The organism is Shewanella submarina (assembly GCF_042646185.1).
GTDB lineage: Bacteria > Pseudomonadota > Gammaproteobacteria > Enterobacterales > Shewanellaceae > Shewanella > Shewanella corallii.
In genome coordinates this window covers 26268-47423 of record NZ_JBHRTD010000015.1, presented here as the reverse complement: position 1 = coordinate 47423, position 21156 = coordinate 26268, and the positions used below count along the sequence as shown (strand labels likewise).

At 51.1% G+C, this 21156-nt stretch carries 19 protein-coding genes; 7 read left to right on the top strand and 12 right to left on the bottom strand.

The features are described from left to right. The first annotated feature begins 1 nt into the window (after position 1). The gene (locus tag ACFOE0_RS12005; protein WP_115136383.1) at positions 2-355 is read left to right on the top strand and encodes a cytochrome c3 family protein; all 354 of its coding nucleotides are present in this window, start codon (positions 2-4) and stop codon (positions 353-355) included. Between the two features lie 84 nt (positions 356-439). On the opposite strand, the gene ACFOE0_RS12000 is transcribed toward ACFOE0_RS12005, so the two are convergent. Beyond that, positions 440-1288 carry a LysR family transcriptional regulator gene (locus tag ACFOE0_RS12000; RefSeq protein ID WP_248936983.1) on the bottom strand — a complete coding sequence of 283 codons (849 nt, stop codon included), beginning with the start codon at positions 1286-1288 and terminating at the stop codon, positions 440-442. Between the two features lie 105 nt (positions 1289-1393). Between ACFOE0_RS12000 and ACFOE0_RS11995 the strand changes: the two genes are divergently transcribed. After that, the gene (locus ACFOE0_RS11995; RefSeq protein ID WP_248936984.1) at positions 1394-2023 is read left to right on the top strand and encodes a TetR/AcrR family transcriptional regulator; all 630 of its coding nucleotides are present in this window, start codon (positions 1394-1396) and stop codon (positions 2021-2023) included. Here the strand turns inward: ACFOE0_RS11995 and ACFOE0_RS11990 are convergent. Then, the gene (locus ACFOE0_RS11990) at positions 2020-3387 is read right to left on the bottom strand and encodes an ATP-binding protein (RefSeq protein ID WP_248936985.1); all 1368 of its coding nucleotides are present in this window, start codon (positions 3385-3387) and stop codon (positions 2020-2022) included. The two genes, ACFOE0_RS11995 and ACFOE0_RS11990, sit on opposite strands and share 4 nt — an antisense overlap. Before the next feature lie 10 nt (positions 3388-3397). Further along, a complete protein-coding gene (locus tag ACFOE0_RS11985; protein WP_115136379.1) occupies positions 3398-4084 on the bottom strand; it encodes a response regulator in 687 nt (228 codons plus the stop codon). A 179-nt stretch (positions 4085-4263) separates the two neighbouring features. On the opposite strand from ACFOE0_RS11985, the gene ACFOE0_RS11980 reads away from it, so the two are divergent. Continuing rightward, the gene (locus ACFOE0_RS11980; RefSeq protein ID WP_248936986.1) at positions 4264-4740 is read left to right on the top strand and encodes a Spy/CpxP family protein refolding chaperone; all 477 of its coding nucleotides are present in this window, start codon (positions 4264-4266) and stop codon (positions 4738-4740) included. A gap of 55 nt (positions 4741-4795) precedes the next feature. Further along, entirely contained in the window at positions 4796-5665 is an 870-nt protein-coding gene (fieF, locus tag ACFOE0_RS11975; RefSeq protein WP_248936987.1) for a cation efflux pump FieF, read from the top strand. A gap of 52 nt (positions 5666-5717) precedes the next feature. Here the strand turns inward: fieF and glnG are convergent, their stop codons facing one another. The 3 genes from glnG to ACFOE0_RS11960 all read right to left on the bottom strand — a co-directional run bounded on the left by glnG (position 5718) and on the right by ACFOE0_RS11960 (position 9038). Beyond that, positions 5718-7130, bottom strand: coding sequence for a nitrogen regulation protein NR(I) (glnG, locus tag ACFOE0_RS11970; protein WP_248936988.1), 1413 nt, complete (start codon positions 7128-7130; stop codon positions 5718-5720). Beyond that, entirely contained in the window at positions 7127-8215 is a 1089-nt protein-coding gene (gene glnL, locus ACFOE0_RS11965; RefSeq protein WP_380712161.1) for a nitrogen regulation protein NR(II), read from the bottom strand. The genes glnG and glnL overlap by 4 nt, the downstream gene beginning before the upstream one ends. A gap of 298 nt (positions 8216-8513) precedes the next feature. Further along, entirely contained in the window at positions 8514-9038 is a 525-nt protein-coding gene (locus tag ACFOE0_RS11960; protein ID WP_248936990.1) for a DUF4124 domain-containing protein, read from the bottom strand. Positions 9039-9310: 272 nt separating this feature from the next. Here ACFOE0_RS11960 and ACFOE0_RS11955 point away from each other — a divergent pair, with 272 nt between their 5' ends. Continuing rightward, entirely contained in the window at positions 9311-10861 is a 1551-nt protein-coding gene (locus ACFOE0_RS11955) for an AbgT family transporter (protein ID WP_248936991.1), read from the top strand. A gap of 80 nt (positions 10862-10941) precedes the next feature. Here ACFOE0_RS11955 and ovoA read toward each other — a convergent pair whose 3' ends face one another. Beyond that, on the bottom strand, positions 10942-13056 hold the full coding sequence (gene ovoA / locus ACFOE0_RS11950) for a 5-histidylcysteine sulfoxide synthase (RefSeq protein WP_248936992.1): 2115 nt from the start codon (positions 13054-13056) through the stop codon (positions 10942-10944). A 282-nt stretch (positions 13057-13338) separates the two neighbouring features. Beyond that, entirely contained in the window at positions 13339-13629 is a 291-nt protein-coding gene (locus ACFOE0_RS11945; RefSeq protein ID WP_248936993.1) for a hypothetical protein, read from the bottom strand. Between the two features lie 452 nt (positions 13630-14081). On the opposite strand from ACFOE0_RS11945, the gene ACFOE0_RS11940 reads away from it, so the two are divergent. After that, entirely contained in the window at positions 14082-14888 is an 807-nt protein-coding gene (locus ACFOE0_RS11940; protein ID WP_248936994.1) for a hypothetical protein, read from the top strand. 72 nt (positions 14889-14960) lie between these two features. On the opposite strand, the gene glnA is transcribed toward ACFOE0_RS11940, so the two are convergent. After that, complete coding sequence (gene glnA / locus ACFOE0_RS11935; protein WP_248936995.1) at positions 14961-16370, bottom strand: glutamate--ammonia ligase; 1410 nt, start codon at positions 16368-16370, stop codon at positions 14961-14963. Between the two features lie 561 nt (positions 16371-16931). On the opposite strand from glnA, the gene typA reads away from it, so the two are divergent. Then, entirely contained in the window at positions 16932-18743 is a 1812-nt protein-coding gene (gene typA, locus ACFOE0_RS11930) for a translational GTPase TypA (protein ID WP_248936996.1), read from the top strand. 104 nt (positions 18744-18847) lie between these two features. On the opposite strand, the gene ACFOE0_RS11925 is transcribed toward typA, so the two are convergent. From ACFOE0_RS11925 to ACFOE0_RS11915, 3 genes are all read right to left on the bottom strand, one after another. Next, positions 18848-20065, bottom strand: a complete 1218-nt coding sequence (locus tag ACFOE0_RS11925; RefSeq protein WP_248936997.1) for a 4Fe-4S binding protein — start codon at positions 20063-20065, stop codon at positions 18848-18850. Positions 20066-20272: 207 nt separating this feature from the next. Further along, entirely contained in the window at positions 20273-20923 is a 651-nt protein-coding gene (locus ACFOE0_RS11920; RefSeq protein WP_248936998.1) for a DUF2959 domain-containing protein, read from the bottom strand. A 4-nt stretch (positions 20924-20927) separates the two neighbouring features. Further along, positions 20928-21152 (bottom strand): hypothetical protein, encoded by a 225-nt coding sequence (locus tag ACFOE0_RS11915; protein WP_115136364.1) that lies wholly within the window; start codon positions 21150-21152, stop codon positions 20928-20930. Positions 21153-21156: the final 4 nt, after the last annotated feature.

Genomic DNA, 21156 nt, shown 5'->3' with positions numbered 1-21156 from the left:
AATGAAACTGGTTAAATATTTCGCATTGGCGGCAATCGTTCTCAGCGCCAGCACAGGGGCATATGCCAAAGATATCAAACCTTGGCACGATGGATTCAAGTGTAAGGATTGTCACGATCAGGGCCTGAAATCTTTCCCTTCTGATCAATCCTGTCTGCAGTGTCATGATGTGGATGACCTGGCTGACGCCACCAAGCGCGGTGGTGATGAAGAGTGGCAGAATCCACATAATAACCTGCACTATGGTAAAGAGTTACCCTGTATCGAGTGTCACTCTGAACACCAGAAGCCTGAGACCTATCAGCCTCTGTGTCTCGACTGTCACACCTTCAAATATGAAAAGTTCAAAGGCTGATTAATGCCTCAACGGCCGCCATTTATGGCGGCTTTTTCTTGCTTTCAAATAATAAGCCCTGCATTAGCAGGGCTTATTATTTAATTACTTACCACCGAAATTTTCAGTGCTGGCCTTGATGATCTTTTTCAACTGCTGCAGCTGCTCCGAGTCATTGTTGTCTGACAGGTAAATTGACTCATTAAACAGGGGCAGTTCCGGCAAGCCGAACTCTGCAGCTGGCAGCACCTGCATTTTGTCACTGATACGAAACTCTGCGATTGGAGCGACAGCGATATCATTCTCAACGGCTTCACACAAAGCCTGTGGTGACGGTGTTGTCAGTACAATGTTTAACGGCGGCTTATCGAGCTTATGATTGGCAAATACCTGAGCGCGAATAGGGCAGTTTTCCGGATACAGGGCAATGGGCAACGACGAGTTCAAGTGTGCCCGGCCTGATGCCGAAGCAACCCAGAGGAAGCGGCGGTCAAACAGTTTGCAAGCCTCGGCAGGCTCTTGCCAGTGAGTCGCGATCACCATATCAAACGCACCCTGATGCAGGCGCTTAAGCAGGTTACCACTGACGTCTGTATCTATACTCAGGTTTATCTGGGTGAACTCCCGGATAAACTCCATCAGCAGCGAGTCGAGGTAACGGCTGACATAGTCCGTTGGCATGCCCAGACGAATGGTTGTGCGGCGATCTGTGTCTGATAACGGCGCTGAATCCAGCAAAGCGATTGCCAGGTTGCGCAGGGTATTGCCTTTCGCCGTTAAAGTCAGTTCGTTGTTTTCACAATTGTCGAATAACTTGTGGCCCAGGTTTGATTCCAGTTTTTTTAAACTGTCGACCACATCATGTTTCGATATTGATAATAACTCTACAGCCTTATCAATATTCTTTAAATCTGTGACAGTTTTAAAAAATCTCAGAAGAGCGATCTTGTCCATAAGTTAACAGTGAATTTAGACGTGATATAATTATCGCCTAAATGCATGGACAGTGAAAGAGATAGAGCCTGAGCGAAAATTAATTCGACTTGAGCTTGATCACATATGAGTAGTTGGGAACAAAGAGAACGTTATTTAATCGATGTTGCTCAGCGATATCTACAGGGACATAAAGTGTTTGATTTATGTCGCTCCCACCTTGTGGCTGCCAGTCAGATATCCAGAGGTACTGTCTATAATCATTTTCCATCAGAGGCAGATCTGGTGGTGGCTGTGGCTGCCGATACCTATGGCAAATGGCTTAAAGCCTGCGAAGTCGACCGGGCTGAAATTGCAGACCCTTTACTTTGCTTCCTGATCCACCACTGCAGAAAACTAAAAGCTAACCTTGAGTTTCAATGGTTTACCATCGTGCGTGTGATGCCAAATGAAGCGCTGTTGGCACAGGCGTCTGCGCCATTTGTGCAGATGTTCAATCAGCAATTTCAGGACTATGTTGCCTGGAACCGGGAGATGATCCGAGCCATTGGCGAACTGGATGGTTATGACCGAACCCAACTGGTGACCGACTTTATTCGCGGCAATCTGATCAATTCAGATGATGCCGGGTTGGCGCACAACAATGTGGCCGTGTACCGACAGTTTTGTTACGCCCTTATCCAGCTGCTGGGGCAATCGGACCGAAAAGTTCCAGAAGACAGTGAGTTAAGTGCATTGTTGCAGCTGTCAGACTAAGTCATCGGCAGTTGCAACCTGACTCTGAGCCCGTGTGGTGAAACATTTTCGGCAGTGACTCTGCCCTTGTGAGCCTGTATGGCGGCATGGGTGATAGCCAGACCCAGGCCCCAGCCTCCGCTTTCTCTCTCTCTGGCGCTGTCGGGTCGATAGAAAGGCCTGAATATCGCTTCCAATTCCTCAGCCTTGATCCCCGGACCATCATCCTCAATCACGATTTCAAGCTGATTTCCGGACTGCAAGGCAGTCAGGCTGACTCTTGACGTGGCGTAACGAATCGCATTTCTCAGCAGGTTCTCCACTGCCCGGGAAAGGCTGCGGGGATCGTGCTGCAGACTCAGGTTTTCAGGGATATCAATATAGAGCAACTTAAGCTGCTGCTCGGCTTCAAACTCGGCATCATCCAGCACCTGACTGAGGGTTTCTGATAACTCCAGGTACTTCATATTGTCTGATTGGCTGGTCTTTACCCGTGACAGCTCAAGCAGTTCACTGATCAGCAGTTCGAGCTGTTCTGCCTCATAGCCAATTCTGTCGACTTCAGTCCCCTCCAGCCCTTTTTTACGGGCCAGGGCCAGTGATAATTGCAATCGGGTCAGTGGTGTACGCAGTTCATGGGAGACGTCGCTGATTAGCCTTTGCTGACTGTTCATTGTGGTCTGGATGGCGTCGGCCATGGCGTTAAAGGCCTGAGCCAGTTGCCCCACCTCATCCTGACGGCGGGCGGTGCGTTTATCGACCCGGCAATCCAGATCCCCCTGAGCCAAAGACTCAGCACTGGATTTGAGTTGTCTTAAAGGTTTGCCCAAATGCCATGCCAACAGGGCACAAATAATACCGGACAGCGCGATCGCCAGGATCAGAGTGGCCATTTTATTATTGGCCAGAAACAGGAACCAGGGGCGAGGATGGTGTGCCGGTACCTTGCCGATAAGGCTGTATTGCTTGCCCTGAATCTCAAATTGATAGGGGCCAAATACCAGATCTTTTTTGAACTGATGGCTGATGGGATGCCCGGCATCTTCGGCCATCAATACGAAGTGGCGCATCATACGTGAGCTGCGCTTACCATTGATAAACTGGCCATCCTCATTCATCAGATAAAAACGTATGGGACGGCTTTCCCCCTGACGCCTGCCACTCCAGCGGTGCAGAAAGTCCCCGGGTTGCCGAATCGCTTCCTGCTGCAACCAACCTGCCGCACCCGCCAGCAATTTTTCCAGCTTGGCAGGCAGGGGGGCTCTGTCATGGTTTTGCTGCAACATGGGCAGCAGCACCACTATGGCAATAATCATCGAGCTGCACAGCCAGAAGCCCAGCAGCAGCTTGATAAAGATCTTGTTGGGGGTGAAAGACAGTTTCATTGACCTTAACTCAAGGGATCCAGATATAGCCTTTGCCACGAATGGTTTTCACCCTGGGGCGTCCATCGTCACGGGGAGGTAACTTTTTGCGCAGATTGGACAGATGCATATCCAGAGAGCGGTCAAAGGGCATTAACTTTTTCCCCAGTACCTCTTCACTGAGTACCTCTTTGGTCATCAACTCACCGGCGTTATTGGCCAGGGAGTAGAGCAAGCCAAATTCGGTGGCAGTCAGCATCAGCAGTTTGTCGTTGCAGTAGGCTTCCTGACGGGACTGATCCAGCAGCAGGTCACCCAGCATCTGACCGTGAGGGTTTTGCAACTCCTGCACGCTCAGGCCAGAGCGACGGATAATGGCCCGTACCCGTGCGACCAACTCTCTGTCGTTGAAGGGTTTTGGCAGGTAGTCATCGGCCCCGATTTCAAGTCCCACTACCCGGTCGATCTCATCGCCCTTGGCGGTGAGCATCATTACGGGAGTTTGCTTGTGCAGACGCAGCGCTTTGAGTACTTCAAAGCCGTTGAGTTTAGGCAGCATGACATCCAGTAGAATAAGATCAAAATCGCAGCTCAGCGCCAGGTCCAGACCAGCCTGGCCATCATGCGCTATGGTGAGTTTGAATCCTTCCAGCTCAAGCAATTGTCCCAGAAGTTCCGACAGCCCAAAATCGTCATCGATTAGCAGAATCCGGTTCATTTGTTTCCTCGTCACTTACTCTTTGATGCAGTATACAATTTTTACAGTCAATGGAAGTCAGACTTTGTAAGTCAAGGTAAAGGTCACATCGATTTACACTCATTTACCTTCCTATAACCCTCATTGACTCTCGGGTGTTTAGACTGGCTTCGAACTCCTGAAAAACCCGAGGTGAACTTATGAAAGCATTCAATCTGAAATCTATCGTACTGGCGACAGTCACTGGCGTTGCTTTAATGTCTGCTCCGGCAATGGCCGGTCATCATGGTGGTGAAGGTCATCATCAAAAAGGCGGTCATAAGATGAAGCGCTGCGACCTGATGGGACATGGTATGTTCCGTGGACTGGATCTGACCTCTGAACAGAAAGATCAGATCAAGGCTATGGTAAAGGCTCAAAAAGAGGAAGTCAGAGCCAAGCGCAACTCTGAAGAAGGTAAGGCTTTCCGCCAGCAGATGAAAACCCTGATCACCTCTGCTGAGTTTGACAAGGCCCAGGCCGAAGAGCTGATTGCCCAGAAGCAGGAAAAACACCAGCAAGGCATGTTGATGCGTCTGGAGACCCAGAACAAGATCTACAACTTGCTGACATCTGAGCAGCAGCAAAAACTGCAGAAACGTATGGAAAAGTGTGCCAGTCGAGCCAAAGGCAATTGATTCTGAGTTAAAATAGCGTCAATAACTCTTCCCGACTCAGTGCATTATTGACGTTATGACTGAAACTTCCCAATACGATTATTGGGTCAGGCTGGCCAGCCGCGCCTCTGTGGCGACAGCCCTGACCCTGATCGCCATCAAGCTGTTTGCCTGGTTGTACTCAGACTCGGCCAGTATGCTGGCTTCTCTGACCGATTCCTTTGCCGATGCGCTGGCCTCAATCGTTAACCTGATTGCCATTCGCTATGCTATTGTCCCTGCTGACAAAGACCATAGATATGGTCATGGTAAGGCTGAGCCTCTCGCTTCTCTGGCGCAGTCAGTGTTTATCCTGGGTTCAGCCGTACTCCTGCTTATCCATGGTATTGAGCGTTTGGGAGAGCCCCAGCCGCTGGAGCATGCCAGTGTGGGGATTGTGGTTTCCATTATCGCGATTGCACTGACGCTGGCGTTGGTGATGTTGCAAAAGAAGGCGCTGGAGGCGACCGGCAGTACCGTAGTTGCCGCTGACTCCCTGCACTACAAATCCGATCTTTTCCTCAATGCCGGTGTACTGCTGGCACTGGTGCTGGCCAGTTTTGGCTGGTTGTGGGCCGATGGTCTGTTCGCCCTGCTTATCGCCGTTTATATCGGTTATCAGGCTGCTGAGTTGGCCTATGACAGTGCCCAATCATTGCTGGACAGAGAGCTGGATGCCGAAACCCGTGAGGAGATAGCAGCTTTGGTGATTCAGGATGCCAGAGTGAAAGGTTTCCATGACCTGCGTACCCGCCAGTCGGGCAAGACCATGTTTGTACAATTGCATCTGGAGCTGGATGGGCAATTGACCCTGCACGAAGCGCACGAGATAGCTGATGCCACGGAAAAGCGTATCCGCAACGCCCTGGGTGAGGCGGAAGTGCTGGTGCATCAGGACCCGGTGTAATCCCGACAATAAGCCACGAAGAACACGCTTCGTGGCTAAATCCTGCTGTGGCTCAGGCGTATTCCATTGCCAGTTCTTTCAGTTTGCGGGTGAGGGTATTACGGCCCCAACCCAGGCAGCGGGCGGCGTCCTGTTTATGTCCATGGGTGTGCTGCAGCGCAGTTTCCAACATGATGCGCTCAAAGGTAGGCATCAGCTCATTCAAGAGTTCAGTGTCACCGGCCTGCAGTCGTTCCTCCACCAAAGTTCGCAGAGCTGACTGCCAATCTGTGGTGGTGGCCTGATTGCTGTGAACCACTACTGGGTTTTCCAGCAGCTCAGGTGGCAGATCCTGAGGCAGGATCTCCTGTCCCGACGCCATCACTGTCAGCCAGCGACAGGTGTTCTCCAGTTGCCTTACGTTGCCGGGCCAGTCCAGCTGCTGCAGCTTGACTGCGGTTTCCTTCGCCAGTGATTTACCTTCGACTCCCATCTCCCGGGCGGCAGACGCCAGAAAGTGGGTGGCCAGTTGTGGAATATCTTCCCGACGCTGTGACAGGGGAGGCAGGTGTACCCGAATCACATTGAGACGATGAAACAGATCTTCCCGGAATTGACCATCAGCTACTCTTTGCTCCAGGTTCTGGTGGGTGGCCGCGATAATCCGGACATCAACCTGGACGGGAGAGTGTCCACCCACACGATAAAACTGCCCATCGGCCAGTACCCTTAACAGTCGGGTCTGTACATCCAATGGCATATCGCCAATCTCATCCAGAAACAGGGTGCCGCCATTGGCCTGCTCAAAGCGCCCCTGACGCACAGACGCTGCGCCGGTAAAGGCGCCTTTCTCATGGCCGAACAGCTCTGACTCAATCAGATCCTTTGGGATCGCTGCCATATTAAGGGCGATAAAGGGCTTCTCTTTACGTGGACTGTGCTTGTGCAGTGCCCCGGCGACCAGTTCTTTACCTGTACCAGACTGGCCATTAATCAGCACGCTGATGGAGGAACGGGACAGGCGACCAATGGCACGAAACACCTCCTGCATAGCCGGAGCTTCACCGATAATTTCAGGCGTCTTCACTTCAGGTTCGACAGGCTGGCTTTGTACCTGTTCTTTGACATGACTGAGGGCGCGTTCGACCAGTGCGATGGCTTCATCGATGTCAAAGGGCTTGGGCAGATATTCAAAGGCCCCGGCCTGATAGGCGCTTACTGCACTGTCGAGATCTGAGTGGGCTGTCATGATGATCACAGGGATCTCAGGATAGTGAAGTTGTAGCCGTTCCAACAACGTCAGACCGTCGGTGCCCGGCATACGGATATCCGAGACAATCACCCTGGGCTTTGATGTCTCCAGTGCCTGCCACAGAGACTCGGCCGCGGCAAAGCTGGCACTGGTTATTTTGGCGCCCTGCAGCGCCCGCTCCAGTACCCAGCGAATAGAGCTGTCATCATCGAGTATCCAAACCTGCTCGCTCATAAGCTCTCCTCTGTTTTGGCATAAGACTGGCCGCCAAGTGGCAGCAACAAGGTAAATTCGGTATGGCCCGGGTTGGACTCGCAATCGATACGACCACCGTGCAGCCGGGCAATATTATGGGCAATGGACAGACCCAGGCCTGAGCCTGTGTCACGGCCGGTGACCATGGGATAGAACAGGGTATCCATCAGGTGGGGGGGAATACCCGGACCATTGTCGATAACCGACAGTTCCAGCACCAGTCGATGACGTATTGGGCCTATGGTGACCTGATGCTGGGTACGGCTGCGAATGCAGATCTCACCACCTTTCTCTGCCAGCGCCTGCATGGCGTTTTGCACTATGTTGAGCAAAGCCTGTTGCAGCTGGTCGGCGTCCATGTGCATATCCGGGATTGACGGATCATAGTCCCGCTTCAGCTCGATATTGTCAGGGCAGGTGACTCTCGCCAGTTGCAGTACTTTCTCCGATACCTGGTGGATATTCTGCAAGCTATGAGGCGTAGGTTTTTGTGGACCCAGCAACCTGTCCACCAGAGTACGCAGCCGGTCAGCCTGCTCGATGATCATGCTGGTGAACTCTTTCAGATGCGCTTCCTGCAGCTCTCTGGAGAGCAGCTGGGCTGCACCTCGCAGGCCACCCAGTGGATTCTTGATCTCATGGGCAAGGTTACGAACCAGGAACTGAGCTGCCTGCTGTTGCGCATCCTGACTCAGCTGCTGATGAATGCGGCGCTGTTGGTCAACCTGTCTGAGTTCCAGTAGCCCAAAGGGACCCTGCACTCCGGGCAGAGGGCTTTGTTCAAGTGGGATAAGGGTGATATCGACCGTGTGGTGGCGCCCATCCAGGCTGATCAGGCTGGCGGTATTGATGGTAAGTCCCTGAGCTTGTACGACAGCTTCTTCGAGTCTGTCAGTGCTGACACCCAATTGTTCACACATCTCAATCAGAGGGGCCTGAGTCAGCCGGTGGGTGCCGAGCCCAAACAGCTGTTCAGCGGCCGTATTGGCATAATGGGTCATCAGTTGCTGATCTATCACCAGAACAGCGGTAACCATATGATTAAGCAAGATTGTCGGAGAGATATTTGTCATCCATTATCCACTGATTGATTGCATGCACCACAATGGTGCACCACATTGGTGCAGTCTGCAAGTAATCCGGTCTTTGAAGAACCGCTTGCTGAATTATGTAATGCAATGAAATATAAAGACTTAATTCAGTATCCTTCCCTGGCTTCGAGTTTTACCCCGTGAACTTAACTGGTTTTACGCGGGATAGTACAACTCAATGCAAATCAACGGCCGCTTTGACAGCGGCCGTTGATTTTTATTTGGGGGAGGAACAGTTCCGCGCCCTGAAGGCACGGGATAAATGCCGGTCTCAGTTGGACCTTGGCTGAGGTCTGGGGGCTTTATAGGTTGCGCGGTGCAGGAAGATGACTCTGGGCTCAGTTTCTGTCAGTGTTTGTCCCTGGGCGTTAAGGGCTTTTACCGCAATGGTGTGTTCGCCTCTGTCTATGCCTCTGAGCTGGAATACCGGACGAGCCCGGGGACTTCCCCACTCTTTACCATCCAGCATCAGTTGAAAGCGGCTGCCATTTGGCGCTTCAGGGGTCATCATGGCGCTGACGCTGAAGTCACCATTATTGTTGCGCACCGTTGCTTCCGGCTCCGGAGTACTGATCTGCAGTTGGTATTGAACAGCCTCAGCTTCTGTCGGTTCTGAGATGCGGATCGGCTTGGGCAACACCACTGTATTATGGGTATTGTCTTTCAGCTCAATCTGCTGAGCACCTTCAACCGGGGTATCGGAATAGTGAACGTTTCCGTGTTCATCAACCCACTTATACACCGCAGCGCCAACATGAGTGCTGAGCAGCAGGAGGATCAGGAGTGGATATTTCATATGTCAGTCCAGTGATTGCCTTACTGTTCAAGATTAATGGCTTTTGTGGAAAAAATCACCGCCCGGCAATAGGATAATTGCGGTTTAAGTGCAAAATTGCGCTACAGTGGGGGCGGGCTGGAACATTGGCTTCAAATTGCAAGCCTGCCTGACTTGAGTCAGCACTCATTTACCTCTATCTTACCGCACACTCTGAGACTTTTTGCCTGTGGCGACAGGGGGCAGACACAGGCGGAAAGAGTATACATATAACAAAATAGCAGGAGACTGTGATGCAGCAGCAAGTGGATTCGGGACAGTCGAAGGGAGCTGTAACCCGAATATTGAACAGTATTGAGACTGTGGGCAATAAGTTGCCCGATCCGGCGGTTATTTTTCTGGGGGCCATGCTGATAATCTGGGTATTGTCGGCTGTTTTTTCCCAGTTCCAGTTCGATACCATAGATCCCCGTACAGGTGAGGCTCTGGTGGTACATAACCTGATGACAGGGGATGCTTTTGCCAACTTCCTGTCATCCATGGTCACCACTTTTACCGGTTTTGCGCCTTTGGGCGTGGTACTGGTTGCCATGTTAGGTGTGGGCGTGGCCGAGCACTCAGGCTTTATCAACACAGGTTTGAAGCTGATGTTGAAAGTGACGCCGGCCAAACTGCTGACTCCTTCCATCATTCTGATTGCTATTGTCAGCCATACGGCGACCGATGCAGGATATGTACTGGTTATCCCACTGGCGGGCGTGATCTTCTATGCCATGGGACGTCATCCTCTGGCGGGTATTGCCGCAGCCTTTGCCGGTGTGAGTGGTGGTTTTGGTGCCAACTTTGTCCCCTCAGGTCTGGACCCATTGCTGCAGAGCTTTACCCAAAGTGCAGCACAGATTATCGACCCTGAAATCGCAGTAAACCCGCTGAATAACTGGTTCTTTACCTCTGCATCCAGCTTGTTTATCGTGCTCTTGGGTTGGTATATCACTGACAAGATTATTGAGCCACGCCTGCAGAATACTCAGGTGGATGGTGATACCAGCTCCTTGCCATCATTTGATGAAGTGACCGCCAAAGAGAAACGCAGCTTCCTACTGGCCTCTGGCGTTATGATTGCCGGTTTGGTGTTGCTGTATCTGGCCAGTGCTCCTGCAGATTCTCCAATGCGTGCCGCCAACGGTGACCTGACTGATTTTAAAGCGCCACTGATGCAGTCCATCGTGCCTTTGATTTTCCTGCTGTTCTGGATCCCGGGTGCGGTTTACGGCTTTACTGTAGGTACTTTTAAAGCCACTAAAGACATGATCGATGCCATGAGCAAGTCTATGGGCAGCATGGCTTACTACATAGTGATGGCTTTCTTCTGTGCCCTGTTTATTGCTGCCTTTGGTAAATCGAACCTGGGGGCACTGCTGGCGATTGAAGGTGCGGAAGTATTGAAGGCGATGGCGCTGCCGTCCGGCATTACTATTGTCGGAATTATCCTGCTGACCGCTTTTGTAAACCTGTTCGTGGGTTCAAGTTCCGCCAAATGGGCACTGCTGGGTCCTATCTTTGTACCTATGCTGATGCAGCTGAATATCTCTCCGGATCTGACTCAGGCGGCCTACCGTGTAGGTGACTCCAGCTCCAACATCATTACCCCTCTGATGCCTTACTTCCCGCTGGTGGTGGTGTACTGTCAGAAGTATGTGAAAAACACAGGTATTGGTACCCTGATCGCCATGATGTTGCCATACTCCATTGCCTTCCTGATCGGTTGGACGCTGTTCCTGTTGGCATACTGGGGGCTGGGTATTCCACTGGGTCTGCAGGCAAGTTACAGCTACGGTTTGTAAGCAAACTGAAAATTGGCTGCTACACTGAAAAAGAAACGCCCGCGAATGCGGGTGTTCTTGTTTCTACGGCCAATAAACCGTTAGCTGCGTTTTCGCCAGATACTCATTTCCGACAGAGTATGCTGGTATTTGCGGCGGGTTTCGCGGATGACAAAGGGCACTTCCCGCACGGCAACCAGTTCAAACTGGCCGATAAGCGCCTCAGTCAGTCCTTCCAGCGTGGTAAAGTTCTCACCATTCACCTTGATGCCCCCCAGCCATTTATCTTTGGGGGTATAGTCGGCCAGCCAGGTGTATGGTGAGGCAATAACCAGATAGCCGCCGCTGTTGATACGCCCGGTAATGCTTTCAAGAAAACGTCTGGGATCGTTAAGCCTGTCGATCAGGTTAGCGGCATACACAAGGTCATAACCAGTGAATCTGGGCTTAAGGTTACAGGCATCCCCCTGCACAAAGTCAATTTTGGCCGCGATATCTTCATATTCCAGCTGTCTGAGACTGACGGACTTGAACTCCACCAGTTCTCCCTCTGTGGGTATGGTGTAACGCTTCTCGCCTTGCTCAACCAGGTCATAGGCCTGGGAGATAAACCGGGCCGAGAAATCTATAGCATCCACATGGTCAAAATGGTGCGCCAGTTCAAAGCTGGCCCTGCCCACCGAGCAACCTATATCCAGCGCTCTGGCGGATTGCTTAAGTTGGATCTGCTCCAGCGCGGTAGCAACTCCTGCGACACAGAAGTTGGGGACATTAAAGTACTCTTTGCCGTAATGGAATTCCAGATACTGGGACACCAGCTCATCTGTCTCATAGGGATTAAGGCAAAGGCCCGCATCGGGACTTTGAGCAGACTCCACATACCTGAAACCTGCATGCTGGTAAAAGTGTCGACGGAAGGCGTAACGGCAGGAGCTGATAGCTTCATTCCCTGTGGAGATCCAGCTGCCACCCTTTATCAGATTGTGTTTACCGTCGAATGTAGGTGTAGAGAAGTCATCATACAGAGGGTGAACTTCAAAACCTTCAAAGCCATCAATAGCCGTTTCTGTCCATTGCCAGACATTACCGACCAGGTCGTAAAAACCCTGTTGTTCAAACCGGTTCACCGGGCAGGAAGAGGCAAAGTGACTGAGGGCAATATTGGCGATGGGATCCTGCCAATCATATGCTTCACCCGGTATTTGTTGACGCAACAGGTGCCACTCAGCTTCGCTGGGCAGGCGTACCGGCGCCTGCAGCTGTTCTGCTTTCCAGTTGCAGAAGGCCTTGGCCTCCAGTTGGTTGACTTCAACCGGCCAGTTGAGGGGCAAAGGCATCTCTTCCGTCAGGTTCCGTTGCCATATCCCGTCTTGCTTTCGTATCCAGAATCTGGGGAACTCTGCCCGGGTGTATTCCAACCAGGCCTGACCTTCACTGTCCCAGTATCTTGGCGTTTGGTAGCCTCCCTGGTTAACAAACTGCAGAAATTCGCCGTTGGACACCAGATATTGTGAGGCCTTAAAGTCCTGCACCTTTATCTGGCGTTGACCAAACTCATTATCCCAGCCATAGGTTTTGTCTTCTGTATTTTTTCCCAGTAGTACTGTGCGCCCACTGACACTGAGCAGTTTATTTGCGGGAGCTTCTCCTGCGTCTTTGCATGCGGGCCAGGCTGAGCTTGATTTGAGGTACTTAAGTGGCAATTGACGAATGATCACCGAGGAGGTTTCCAGGTGGATCCTTTCATGCTCTATGCCCATAAGAATCACCCAGACAGGGGAGTCCTGAGTAATGGGCAGATTCAATGGCATGGATTCAAGCCATTGGTTTATCTCAAACTTAACTTGATCTCTGTACTCTTTAACAGCTTGGACACTGGGCCATTTGTAGTGGTTTTCGTCCAGATCATCCCAGGACATCTCATCCACACCTATGGCAAACATCGACTCAAATTCGGGGTTTATTCTTCGTTCAAAATATTTGCCGAGTTTGAGCTTATTGACGAAGAAAGTGGCTGTGTGGCCAAAGTAGAAAATCAGCGGATGTCTCAGGGGCTCAGCTTTCAGATAGAAAGCCTCGTCTGAATTAAGCACTGAAAACAGTGACTCGTACTGCTGCCAGGTATGGTTAAAGCGCGCTTGCAGTTCCCTTCTGGTCTGTTGTTCGTCCTGACCATCAAGCCAAAGTGTGTGGTTGAGGGGGGAATAGTCCAGCATGGCAGCTCCTTTTACTGATGATAAAAGTCCGATTGCAAACCTTGGTCAATGTATGTCGGATTTGGATGACACTTTGATGTTACTTGGAGGTACTACGCAGTTGACCGCGTTAGCACCCTAAAAATTTCTGAGATTTTTTAACGGCTAATCTCAGATAAACATCGCAGGGACGGGATTTGATTACCAGTGGGGAAAAGGTAGAAAGGTTAAATGCAGAAGAGAAAAGTAAGGCAGCAGGAGAGAAAGTGCGGGAGCAAGGCGGCTTTCTCTCCGTATTCTGACTTAATTTACCGCGCGGAGAGTCGTTTTGCGGTAATCAAACTTGTGGTTCAGTGAGTTCAGCTCGGAAACCGACAGCTTTACTGACTTACCATCTTCAAATTTCTTGGCTGTGGCGTTAACGAAGTCAACAACATAAACCTGCTTGTCTGCTTGTTGGCTGATGAGCTGATCGATCTTGCCGGCATTACAATCATTGCAAATCACAGTGTCAGCGCCCTGGGCCATGACAGCACCTGAAGACAGAAGGGCAAGGCTGGCTAATGCTGATTTATTAAGTAATTTCTTGTACATACAAAACTCCTGTTAGTTTGTAGTCGTGATCTGCGTCACACTTAAAGTCTACGTAAACAGAATGTTGCTGTTCAAGGTGTTTTTTGTTTTACGCAGCAAATTTCGCTTGCCCAATCGGTTGATATTCAGGCAGGAAAGGCGTTTGCTAAAGATGTAATAAAATGTATCTTGATTGTGTTTAAGTTATTGATAATATTGGTTAAAGCTAATTAAGCAAGAAGGGCTTTAACTTGCCGTAATCTGCGGGAACGCCTGTGATGAGGGGCTTGCTACCTGTTATTCCGGTTCTGTTTCGAATGGATCCTGCCCAGGGGCCCAAACCATTCCAAAATCGCAATGTTAGAATATTATGAATAATAAAAACAAAGTCTTGCGTGCTTTCTGGCTTTTGTCATACCGGGAAAGCTGCTAATTTGAATGAACCAGTAAGCCAGGGAAAAGGGGCTTGAAGTATGGTTCGACAGGTAATTCTCAGCGGTCTGGCCGGAGTGGCCATTGGTTATGGTGCGGCCTGGATGATGGGGAGTGATGAGGTTGTTCCTCAGCCCGTAGATATGGCTGTGGATACTGATGAGCTTAAGCGGCTGAGAAGTGAAGTGGCGATGCAGCAACTTGAGAATGAGCTCTTGATGAAGATGGTCAAAGCCGGGCTCAACGGAGATATTGCCGGACATATGGAAACCTACAGGCAACTGCCGGGCAGGCAAAGGGCCGATACAAATACGGCTGGTATGCAAGTCAGGCAAAGTCCGACTCATTCTGACGTACAAATTGAAGAACCTGTATCCAGAGTGGCACCGGATGCCTTTATCTCACGGATTCAGCAGGCCGATGTCGCTCTGCAAAAGCAGGCGTTGAGTGAAGGTTGGGCCATGGGGCGTCAGTTGAGCGAAGCCAGAAGAGAACTTTGGCAGGAAGCCAAAGAGACCCTGAATGAGCAGGAGTATCTTTCCGGTCTGCACGCCGCAGGCTTGCCCAATATGCTTTACTTTGCCGGAGCTAAAAGCTCAGAGCTTAAATCTCTGGGGCTGGAGTATGGCGATGTGCTGACTCATGTGGCGGGTATTCGGGTATTTAACCGGGATGACCTCAGATTGCAGCTGGAGAACTTTGGTTCCAAAAGTACTCTGGAGTTGACTTTTTCACGCAAGGGCGATCCCATTAAGGTGCAGGTGACAGATCTGAACAGATCCGTTGAGCTGCATGGGGATTCAGTGGCGCCGGATAAACTTTATTCCAAAGCCCGTCGTGGCAGTTGAGGTTGGTGGGCTCAAGTATACAAATGAAAAACCCCGCCAGGGCGGGGTTTTGTGTATCACTGCAGCCGGGAATTACAGGCTGTAGTACATTTCGAATTCCAGTGGGTGAGTAGTACGGCTCACACGCTCGGCTTCAGCAGTCTTCAGGGCGATGTAAGAATCGATGAAGTCATCGCTGAATACGCCACCCTTGGTCAGGAACTCACGGTCTGCATCCAGTGCAGCCAGTGCCACTTCCAGAGATTCAGCAACAGTTGGGATCTCAGCTGCTTCTTCTGCTGGCAGGTCATACAGATCCTTGTCCATAGCTTCGCCCGGATGGATCTTGTTCTGAATACCGTCCAGACCAGCCATCAGCAGAGCCGCAAAGCCCAGGTATGGGTTGGCAGTTGGGTCTGGGAAGCGAGTCTCGATACGACGAGCCTTGGCGCTTGGTACAACCGGGATACGGATTGAAGCGCTGCGGTTACGGGCAGAGTAAGCCAGCATAACAGGTGCTTCGAAGTGCGGTACCAGACGCTTGTAAGAGTTGGTGCTTGGGTTGGTGAAAGCGTTCAGGGCACGGGCGTGCTTGATGATACCGCCAATGTAGTACAGAGCAGTTTCAGACAGGCCGCCGTACTTGTCACCGGCAAACAGGTTAACGCCATCTTTGGCCAGAGACTGGTGAACGTGCATACCGCTGCCGTTGTCGCCAACGATTGGCTTAGGCATAAAGGTAGCTGTCTTACCGTAAGCGTGTGCCATGTTATGCACCACATACTTCAGGATCTGAATTTCATCAGCCTTCTTGGTCAGAGTGTTAAAGCGAGTCGCGATTTCGTTCTGACCGGCAGTGGCTACTTCGTGGTGATGAGCTTCAACAACCTGGCCCATCTCTTCCAGTACCAGACACATGGCAGAGCGCAGGTCCTGAGAAGAATCAACCGGAGCAACCGGGAAGTAACCGCCTTTAACCATAGGACGGTGACCTGTGTTGCCATCTTCATAAGAGGTGCCTGAGTTCCATGCGGCTTCGCGGGCATCAATCTTCACGAAAGTACCGCTCATATCGGTACCGAAACGTACGTCGTCGAACAGGAAGAACTCTGGCTCAGGACCGATCAGTACAGTGTCTGCAATGCCGGTACTGCGCATAAACTCTTCTGCAGCCTTGGCGATAGAGCGAGGGTCACGGTTGTAGCCCTGCATAGTACCTGGCTCAAGGATGTCACAACGGATCAGCGCAGTGGTTTCTTCAGTAAATGGGTCCAGCAGGAAAGTGCTTGGGTCTGGCATCAGTACCATGTCTGATTCGTTGATGCCTTTCCAACCCTGAATGGAGGAGCCGTCAAACATTTTACCTTCTTCAAAGAAGTCAGCGTCTACCTGATGGGTAGGAATAGAAACGTGCTGCTCTTTACCTTTGGTATCGGTAAAACGTAGGTCTACAAATTTTACTTCGTTTTCAGCCAGTTGTTGTAAAACTGCTTCGTATGACATGCTAAGCCTCCGCTGGAATAAAGGTAGGGTACCTTCAAATCAAATTAGTATGCTGTGTAGGGCACCAGCTTATCTATGCTGGCTTATCTCAATCTTGCCAACCATATTGCCAGACTTGTGCCAAAAATATAACTCATTGATATTAAAGTTTTATGTGATTTATGATGCACCAATAAATCTCCATGTTGCACCAGTATAGTGCATGTTGTGGATCTTTGTGGTGCATCCAATCAGGGCTGAACCAATCTGGTGCGGTTACCTCAAGCCAGGCTGGTAGCAGTGCAAGCCAGGCGGGTTTGAGTCGGCATTATCTGTTCGCTCTAAATCAGTCTTTCTGGGCAGGAGCCTTGTGTCTGGCAACAAGAATGAAAGTCGGTTAATAAACGCACAATTGAAATGTGCAAAAAATAATCCTGTGCGACAATGCGCTGGTGGAGTAGAATAGCCCACTTTTTACGGTTGTGGCCCAATTGTGGCGGCATCCGCAAGCTCTTTTGTCCTGATGCGCATAGGGCGTGTCCCAGGCAAATTCCAATTTAATGATGGTATAGAGGTTTATCCGTGCTGGAAAAATTAAGAAACATCGCGATTATCGCGCACGTTGACCATGGTAAGACTACCCTGGTTGACAAGCTGCTGGCTCAGTCAGGTACCCTGGCAACCCGTGGCGAAGCGACTGAGCGGGTGATGGACTCCAACGATCTGGAAAAAGAACGTGGTATCACGATTCTGGCCAAAAACACCGCCATCAAGTGGAACGACTACCGTATCAACATCGTAGATACTCCTGGACACGCTGACTTCGGTGGTGAAGTAGAGCGCGTTCTGTCTATGGTTGACTCTGTACTGCTGCTGGTTGATGCCCAGGACGGTCCAATGCCACAGACTCGCTTCGTAACCCAGAAAGCCTTTGCTCAGGGTCTGAAGCCTATCGTTGTTATCAACAAAATCGACCGTCCAGGCGCACGTCCTGACTGGGTAATCGATCAGGTATTCGATCTGTTCGACAACCTGGGTGCTACCGATGAGCAGCTGGACTTCCCAATCGTTTACGCTTCTGCACTGAACGGTTTTGCTTCTCTGGATCCAGATGAGCAAAGTGAAGATATGACTCCACTGTTCCAGACCATCGTAGATCAGGTATCTCCACCAGATGCTGATGCTGATGGCGGTTTCCAGATGCAGATCTCTCAGCTGGACTACAACTCTTACGTGGGTGTTATCGGTGTTGGCCGTATCAAGCGTGGTAGCGTGAAGACCAACCAGCAGGTGACTGTTGTTGGTGCTGACGGCAAGACCCGTAACGGTAAAGTTGGCCAGGTACTGGGCTACATGGGTCTGGATCGTCACGAAGTTGATATGGCGCAAGCCGGTGACATCGTGGCTATTACTGGTCTGGGTGAGCTGAAGATCTCTGACACCATCTGTGCTGTTGGCGCTGTAGAAGCTCTGCCTCCACTGACTGTTGATGAGCCAACCATGACCATGACCTTCCAGGTGAACACTTCTCCGTTCGCTGGTAAAGAAGGTAAGTACGTGACTTCACGTAATATTCTGGAGCGTCTGGAGCAGGAACTGGTTCACAACGTAGCACTGCGCGTTGAAGAAACAGAAAGCCCTGATCGTTTCCGTGTATCCGGTCGTGGTGAACTGCACCTGTCTATCCTGATCGAAAACATGCGTCGTGAAGGTTATGAGCTGGCAGTATCCCGTCCAGAAGTAATCATCAAGGATATCGATGGCGAGAAGTGCGAGCCATACGAAACTCTGACTGTTGACGTTGAAGAAGAGCACCAGGGTGGTGTGATTGAGCGTCTGGGTACCCGTAAAGCTGACATGAAAGACATGCAGCTGGATGGTAAAGGTCGTGTACGTATCGACTTCATCATCCCAAGCCGTGGTTTGATCGGCTTCCAGACTGAGTTCATGACTGCGACTTCCGGTACCGGTCTGATGTATCACAGCTTCGACCACTACGGTCCATTCAAGGGCGGTGACATTGGTCAGCGTACCAACGGTGTACTGATCTCCAACGCAACCGGTAAGGCACTGACCTTCGCACTGTACGGTCTGCAGGATCGTGGTCGTCTGATGATTGGTCACGCGACTGAAGTATACGAAGGCCAGGTAATCGGTATCCACAGCCGTTCAAACGACCTGACTGTAAACTGTCTGAAAGGTAAGCAGTTGACCAACATGCGTGCTTCCGGTACCGACGAAGCTCAGGTACTGACTCCACCAATTCTGATGACTCTGGAGCAGGCTCTGGAATTCATCGATGATGACGAACTGGTAGAAGTAACGCCTAAGAGCATTCGTGTTCGTAAGCGTCACCTGACTGAAAACGACCGTAAGCGTGCTTCCCGCGCTTAATCTTCCCGGAAGATAGTGTCTGGCAGTGATTGAGCTGCCAATAAAAAACCCGCTGATGCAGCGGGTTTTTTTATGTCTTTTTTTCCGATGTTTAATGCTTGGAATCAGATACCTATCTTGTCCAGATGCTGCATCAGATACAGACGCATGGCTTCAGGAGTCTGGCTCTCCCAGTAACCCAGCAGGTATGCCAGCATGGGCAGGGCAAAGAGTATGATCAACAGGGTAATGGCCAGGCCTCTGTGGGACAGTCTTTTGCCGTTGGGCAGGCCCAGCGCCAGCGCTTCTTTACGAGGGCAGGCCGCCACACAGCGCAGACATGCCTGGCACTCATCACTGTGTACCGTGGTCAACTCATCGACTTTGATTCCTGCGGGGCAGGCACGGGTACACTTGCTGCAGGGAGTGCCCTTGGCGATCTTGACACACTCTTGCGGGTTGCGGCGGATCTTCAATGGGCTGGCCAGGCTCAGTAAACCCAGCGCAGCACCATAGGGGCACAGATAACGACAGAAGGCCTGCTTGCGCCAGGCTGCCAACAGCAGAATCACGGCGAAACAGATCAGGGTAATTGTGCCGGGAGAAGTGAAGAAAGTGGCCATCTTAAGATCAGCGACTTTGTGGTACTCCCCGCCCAGATAATGGGGCAGCATTTGTGCCGGCATACCGATAACCACGTACAGCAAAAAGGCCAGCAGCAGGTATTTGATCATTCTCAAAGGCCAGTCCAGCCATGCCGGTGGGTTGTATTCGCCGGGGAGCAAACGGGTTCTGAGTTTATACAGATACTCGCCGGCCAATCCCAGAGGACAGGCCCAACCGCAAAATGCGCGCTTGCACAGCAGGCCGGTCAGGAGTACTGCGGCCAGCATCACCACCGCGGCAGGGTGCTGGGTATCGAAGTAACCAAATTGAGTGATAGCCCTGAGTTCTATGCCACCGGCAATCGGCAGGAATGCGTCCAGCACATTTGGCCTCAGCATGACGCCGGTCTCTCCATAGTTCGCCAGCAGAAGATGGTAAACCGTGTAGTGAATAGCAGTCAGCAGTATTGAGAGTGACAGCAGGTGCTGTAACCAGTATCTGAGGGGGTTGATGCGAATTTCACTGACGAAGAGTTCAGGCTTGGCAAACTTGAGTGCCATCAGGCTCAGGGAAGCCAGCAGCAGGCCAAGCAAAAGCATCGGACTCATGGATACCGCAACGGCAGCAACCAGGGTGCCTGTGGCGACTAAAGCGCCGTATTGATGGCCTCCCCAGAACAACTGACTGGCGATATAAACCAGTGCCAGCATCAGGGTGAAAGATTCTATCAGTGTCATGGCAGAACAGATGAAAAGCGGATAATGCCATTGTGACGCTGAAAACCGCTGAAGGTTTTTTCCCATTGGGGGATTTGTGGTGAGGATCTTGTTTTGGAAAGGAATTCTGCGTGAAATTAGATCAAAGTAGAGGTAGTGCTTATTTTTGCGGCACAGATTTGAGTTTAACCGCAGCAGGGCCATCCTGGATGGCCCTGCTGTGATTTGTCAGGAGCCAGAGTCCAAAGTGGAGATAAACTTATTGGACTCGTCGATAGAGCGATTCATCTCTTTAATCAGACCTGAAATATCTGTCTGCAGGCTGGCAAACTCACCTTTAATTGCGCCAATGGCCTGAGCATTCAGGTTGTGCTTCAGATAAAGCATATTGTCCTTCATGGCGGTCAGCACTGGCTCCATGCGTGCTTCTGAACGGCGCATGGTTCGGACAAGCTGCTCATAGTTGCGACGGGTATCCCTGAGTTTCCCTTCGCTGGCACGGCGCAGGCTGGCTTTGCTGATTTGGCCAATTTCGTCCTGCCACTCATCAAACAGTGCTTCAGCTACGTCTTCGACTTTGTTGATACGGTCGGTGACATCATCTGCGGCAGCCCGGGCAGATTCATACTCATCCGTGGCCTTCTCATAGGCGGTCTGCAGATCGCCTCCATCATGGTTAAGCAGAGCCTGCATCTCTTCCAACGCCGAGTTGAATTGCTCCTTGGCTTCCTCCTGGGATTCCTTGGCCGCTTCAACGCGGTCAACCATGATGTCACGCTTGTGGTAACCCACTTTCTCCATGGCGCTGTAGTAGGCGCTCTGGCACCCGGAAAGCAGCAGGGCTGCTGACAAAAACATCATTGACACTGGTTTTTTCATTGTTTCAGTCCTGAGGTTTATAACGGGCGGCATCGATAATGCTCCACAGGTGGGCGATACCGCCAATAATGGCAGGCAATATCAGCCACCACAGCGCGTAACCGCCAAAGGCGAATGCACAGAATAGCAGTGCTGGTAGAATTCTTCCCTGAACCAACTGTCCCAGACCGGGGATAAAAAAGCTGGCGATTGCCGCAATGACGTTACCGGCAGATCCTTGTTGTGACATGGAT